At 56.1% G+C, this 5,469-nt stretch carries 3 rRNA genes; all 3 read right to left on the bottom strand.

The features are described 5' to 3' along the window. Positions 1-8 precede the first annotated feature (8 nt). Positions 9-121 (bottom strand): 5S ribosomal RNA (gene rrf / locus AB4879_RS00020). Between the two features lie 144 nt (positions 122-265). Further along, positions 266-3,383 (bottom strand): 23S ribosomal RNA (locus AB4879_RS00015). A 385-nt stretch (positions 3,384-3,768) separates the two neighbouring features. Next, positions 3,769-5,288: ribosomal RNA gene (locus AB4879_RS00010) — 16S ribosomal RNA — on the bottom strand. Together the 16S, 23S and 5S rRNA genes form the textbook arrangement of a ribosomal RNA operon. Between the last annotated feature and the right edge of the window lie 181 nt (positions 5,289-5,469).

Here is a 5,469-nt window from a genome sequence, read left to right as displayed (position 1 = left end):
TAAATTGTGTTCGGCGGTGTCCTACTTTTCCACCCTGTTGGGTAGTATCATCGGCGCTGGTAGGCTTAGCTTCCGGGTTCGGGATGGGACCGGGCGTTTCCCTGCCGCTATGGCCGCCGTAACTTTATTCACTCTTTTTTGAGTGTCCCCCTGTGGGGGGAGGTTTAGTTTTGGTGGTGGGGTGCAGTGGTTTGACTGCTGTGGTGTGGTTGCGGGCGTCTTGGTGTGCTTACTTTGTCCGTGTCAACTGGTTTGTTGTTTTGGTTGTTGTAAGTTTTCGGCCGGTTAGTGCCAGTTCCCTGAACACCTTGCGGTGCGTATAGGTCTGGTCTATCGATCCCGTGGTCTGCGGGGGGCCTTATCCCTCTAAAAGGGTGAGAAACCTGGTCTTGGAGAAGGTTTCCCGCTTAGATGCTTTCAGCGGTTATCCTGTCCGAACGTGGCTATCCAGCGGTGCCCCTGGTGGGACAACTGGTGGACCAGAGGTTCGTCCGTCCCGGTCCTCTCGTACTAGGGACAGGTTTCCTCAAGTTTCTGACGCGCGCGGCGGATAGAGACCGAACTGTCTCACGACGTTCTAAACCCAGCTCGCGTGCCGCTTTAATGGGCGAACAGCCCAACCCTTGGGACCTGCTCCAGCCCCAGGATGCGACGAGCCGACATCGAGGTGCCAAACCATCCCGTCGATATGGACTCTTGGGGAAGATCAGCCTGTTATCCCCGGGGTACCTTTTATCCGTTGAGCGACACCCCTTCCACTCGGGGGTGCCGGATCACTAGTCCCGACTTTCGTCCCTGCTTGACATGTCCGTCTCGCAGTCAAGCTCCCTTGTGCACTTGCACTCAACACCTGATTGCCGTCCAGGTTGAGGGAACCTTTGGGCGCCTCCGTTACATTTTAGGAGGCAACCGCCCCAGTTAAACTACCCACCAGGCACTGTCCCTGGACCGGATATACGGTCCGAAGTTAGAAGTCCAATACGATCAGAGTGGTATTTCAACAATGACTCCACCCACACTGGCGTGTGAGTTTCACAGTCTCCCACCTATCCTACACAAACCGTATCGAACGCCAATACCAAGCTATAGTGAAGGTCCCGGGGTCTTTTCGTCCTGCCGCGCGTAACGAGCATCTTTACTCGTAGTGCAATTTCGCCGAGTCTATGGTTGAGACAGTTGAGAAGTCGTTACGCCATTCGTGCAGGTCGGAACTTACCCGACAAGGAATTTCGCTACCTTAGGATGGTTATAGTTACCACCGCCGTTTACTGGGGCTTAAATTCTCCGCTTCACCCCGAGGGGTTAACGGGTCCTCTTAACCTTCCAGCACCGGGCAGGCGTCAGTCCGTATACATCGTCTTGCGACTTCGCACGGACCTGTGTTTTTAGTAAACAGTCGCTTCTCACTGGTTTGTGCCACCCCCCACCGCTGCCGGCAGCTAGTGCCATGACAGTAGGAGGTCCCCCTTCTCCCGAAGTTACGGGGGTATTTTGCCGAGTTCCTTAACCATAGTTCACTCGTACGCCTTGGTATTCTCTACCTGACCACCTGTGTTGGTTTGGGGTACGGGCCGTGTGTGCGCTCGCTAGAGGCTTTTCTTGGCAGCAAAGGATCACCGAATTCGCCTCACTCGGCTATGCATCACCTCTCAGGATTAATGCCAGACGGATTTGCCTATCTGACTCCCTACGGGCTTGCCCCAGTATTACCACTGACTGGTACGGCTACCTACCTGCGTCACCCCATCGCTTGACTACTACCCACCCGGGTCTCGCGCAGCCGGTGACCCCCGCTTCCCGAAGGAATTGGTGGGACACCATTTGGGCGATTAGCAGAATGGATTCATCAGGGACGCTCACACACGGGTACGGGAATATCAACCCGTTGTCCATCGACTACGCCTGTCGGCCTCGCCTTAGGTCCCGACTCACCCTGGGCGGACTGGCCTGGCCCAGGAACCCTTGGTCTTTCGGCGGGCAAGGTTCTCACTTGCCTTATCGCTACTCATGCCTGCATTCTCACTCCCACACCCTCCACAGCTCCATTACCAGGCTGCTTCACCGGTGTGCAGGACGCTCCCCTACCCATCGAATAAATTCGATGCCGCGGCTTCGGCGGTGTGCTTGAGCCCCGCTACATTATCGGCGCACAATCACTTGACCAGTGAGCTATTACGCACTCTTTCAAGGGTGGCTGCTTCTAAGCCAACCTCCTGGTTGTCTCTGCGACTGCACATCCTTTTCCACTTAGCACACGCTTAGGGGCCTTAGCCGGCGATCTGGGCTGTTTCCCTCTCGACGTACGGAGCTTATCCCCCGCCGTCTCACTGCCACGCTTTCACTTACCGGCATTCGGAGTTTGGCTGACGTCAGTAACCCTGTGGGGCCCATCGGCCATCCAGTAGCTCTACCTCCGGTAAGAAACACGCAACGCTGCACCTAAATGCATTTCGGGGAGAACCAGCTATCACGGAGTTTGATTGGCCTTTCACCCCTACCCACAACTCATCCCCTCAGTCTTCAACCTAAGTGGGTTCGGGCCTCCACGCGGTCTTACCCGCGCTTCACCCTGGCCATGGGTAGATCACTCCGCTTCGGGTCCAGAACACACCACTACACCACACACTACTGTGTGGATACGCCCTATTCAGACTCGCTTTCGCTACGGCTACCCCACCCGGGTTAACCTCGCGACATGTCCCTGACTCGCAGGCTCATTCTTCAAAAGGCACGCCATCACCCCACTCAAGAGAGGGCTCTGACGGATTGTAAGCGCACGGTTTCAGGTACTATTTCACTCCCCTCCCGGGGTACTTTTCACCATTCCCTCACGGTACTAATCCGCTATCGGTCACTGAGAAGTATTCAGGCTTACCGGGTGGTCCCGGCAGATTCACAGCAGATTCCACGGGCCCGCTGCTACTCGGGAACAGTTCCACAGGAGCCGTGATGTTTTCAGTTACGGGGCTCTCACCCACTACGGCAGACCATCCCAGGCCACTTCACCTAACACCACGGTTTATCACTCCCGCCCCGGCCGGCAGACCGAAGACGAAACGTCCCACAACACCGCACACACAACCCCTGCCGGGTATCACATGCATACGGTTTAGCCATCCTCCGCGTTCGCTCGCCACTACTAACGGAATCACAATTGTTTTCTCTTCCTACGGGTACTGAGATGTTTCACTTCCCCGCGTTCCCCCCCACTACCTATGTATTCAGTAGTGGGTGACACGACATCACTCGTGCCGGGTTTCCCCATTCGGACATCCTCGGATCAACGCTCGGTTGGCAGCTCCCCGAGGCATAACGCAGCCTCCCACGTCCTTCATCGGCTCCCAGTGCCAAGGCATCCACCATGCGCTCTTACACACTTACAACACAAAAAACCAATTCGAAAAAAGAAATTGCACATCAAAAACACACACAAAACCACCAACCCCCCAAAGGAAGCCGGCGCCTCATGCGTGCCAGATGCTCGCAACCACTATCCACAAATCAAACACCACACCCCACCACCAAAGATGGAGCAACAACACGCCTCCCGAACCAACGCCCGGGAACAACGGGCCTGTTGTCTCAAAGCCCAACAGTGTGTTTGGCAGCACCAGACAACCCCCACAAAGGAAGGTCCCCGTCCTGGATGATTGCTTGTCGTGCACCAGACCCCCACCCACTACAGGCAGAAGGCCATCCAACGAATCGATCAGAACTCCCGAACCCCCACACGATGTGGGCGGGCCTGATTCTCGTGGTGCTCCTTAGAAAGGAGGTGATCCAGCCGCACCTTCCGGTACGGCTACCTTGTTACGACTTCGTCCCAATCGCCGATCCCACCTTCGACGGCTCCCTCCCACAAGGGGTTAGGCCACCGGCTTCGGGTGTTACCGACTTTCATGACGTGACGGGCGGTGTGTACAAGGCCCGGGAACGTATTCACCGCAGCGTTGCTGATCTGCGATTACTAGCGACTCCGACTTCACGGGGTCGAGTTGCAGACCCCGATCCGAACTGAGACCGGCTTTGAAAGGATTCGCTCCACCTCACGGCATCGCAGCCCTTTGTACCGGCCATTGTAGCATGTGTGAAGCCCTGGACATAAGGGGCATGATGACTTGACGTCATCCCCACCTTCCTCCGAGTTGACCCCGGCAGTCTCTCACGAGTCCCCACCATAACGTGCTGGCAACATGAGACAAGGGTTGCGCTCGTTGCGGGACTTAACCCAACATCTCACGACACGAGCTGACGACAGCCATGCACCACCTGCACACAGGCCACAAGGGAACCGACATCTCTGCCGGCGTCCTGTGCATGTCAAACCCAGGTAAGGTTCTTCGCGTTGCATCGAATTAATCCACATGCTCCGCCGCTTGTGCGGGCCCCCGTCAATTTCTTTGAGTTTTAGCCTTGCGGCCGTACTCCCCAGGCGGGGTACTTAATGCGTTAGCTACGGCACGGATCCCAAGGAAGGAAACCCACACCTAGTACCCACCGTTTACGGCGTGGACTACCAGGGTATCTAATCCTGTTCGCTCCCCACGCTTTCGCTCCTCAGCGTCAGTTACTGCCCAGAGACCCGCCTTCGCCACCGGTGTTCCTCCTGATATCTGCGCATTCCACCGCTACACCAGGAATTCCAGTCTCCCCTGCAGTACTCAAGTCTGCCCGTATCGCCCGCACGCCCACAGTTGAGCTGTGAGTTTTCACGAACAACGCGACAAACCACCTACGAGCTCTTTACGCCCAGTAATTCCGGACAACGCTCGGACCCTACGTATTACCGCGGCTGCTGGCACGTAGTTGGCCGGTCCTTCTTCTATAGGTACCGTCACTTGCGCTTCGTCCCTACTGAAAGAGGTTTACAACCCGAAGGCCGTCATCCCTCACGCGGCGTCGCTGCATCAGGCTTGCGCCCATTGTGCAATATTCCCCACTGCTGCCTCCCGTAGGAGTCTGGGCCGTATCTCAGTCCCAGTGTGGCCGGTCACCCTCTCAGGCCGGCTACCCGTCGTCGCCTTGGTAGGCCATTACCCCACCAACAAGCTGATAGGCCGCGGGCCCATCCCACACCGCAAAAGCTTTCCACCACAACCCATGCAGGCCATGATCATATTCGGTATTAGACCCAGTTTCCCAGGCTTATCCCAAAGTGCAGGGCAGATCACCCACGTGTTACTCACCCGTTCGCCACTCGAGTACCCCGAAGGGCCTTTCCGTTCGACTTGCATGTGTTAAGCACGCCGCCAGCGTTCGTCCTGAGCCAGAATCAAACTCTCCAAACAAAAACAACCCATCCAAAGACAGGTGGAATTCGAATCAGAACAAGCCTGAAACCAAACAAAAGACACCAAACAAACTGGCATCACAAACAGGCCACACCCCAACACGGGGGTATCAGAATGCAGCCAAAAAACAACAACAAACAAAAACCACCAAACACACTATTGAGTTCTCAAACAACAC

This window comes from Mycobacterium sp. SA01 (assembly GCF_041287105.1).
Classification (GTDB): Bacteria; Actinomycetota; Actinomycetes; order Mycobacteriales; family Mycobacteriaceae; genus Mycobacterium.
The sequence above is the reverse complement of the archived record's forward strand: the minus strand, read 5'-3'. Positions and strand labels throughout refer to the sequence as shown.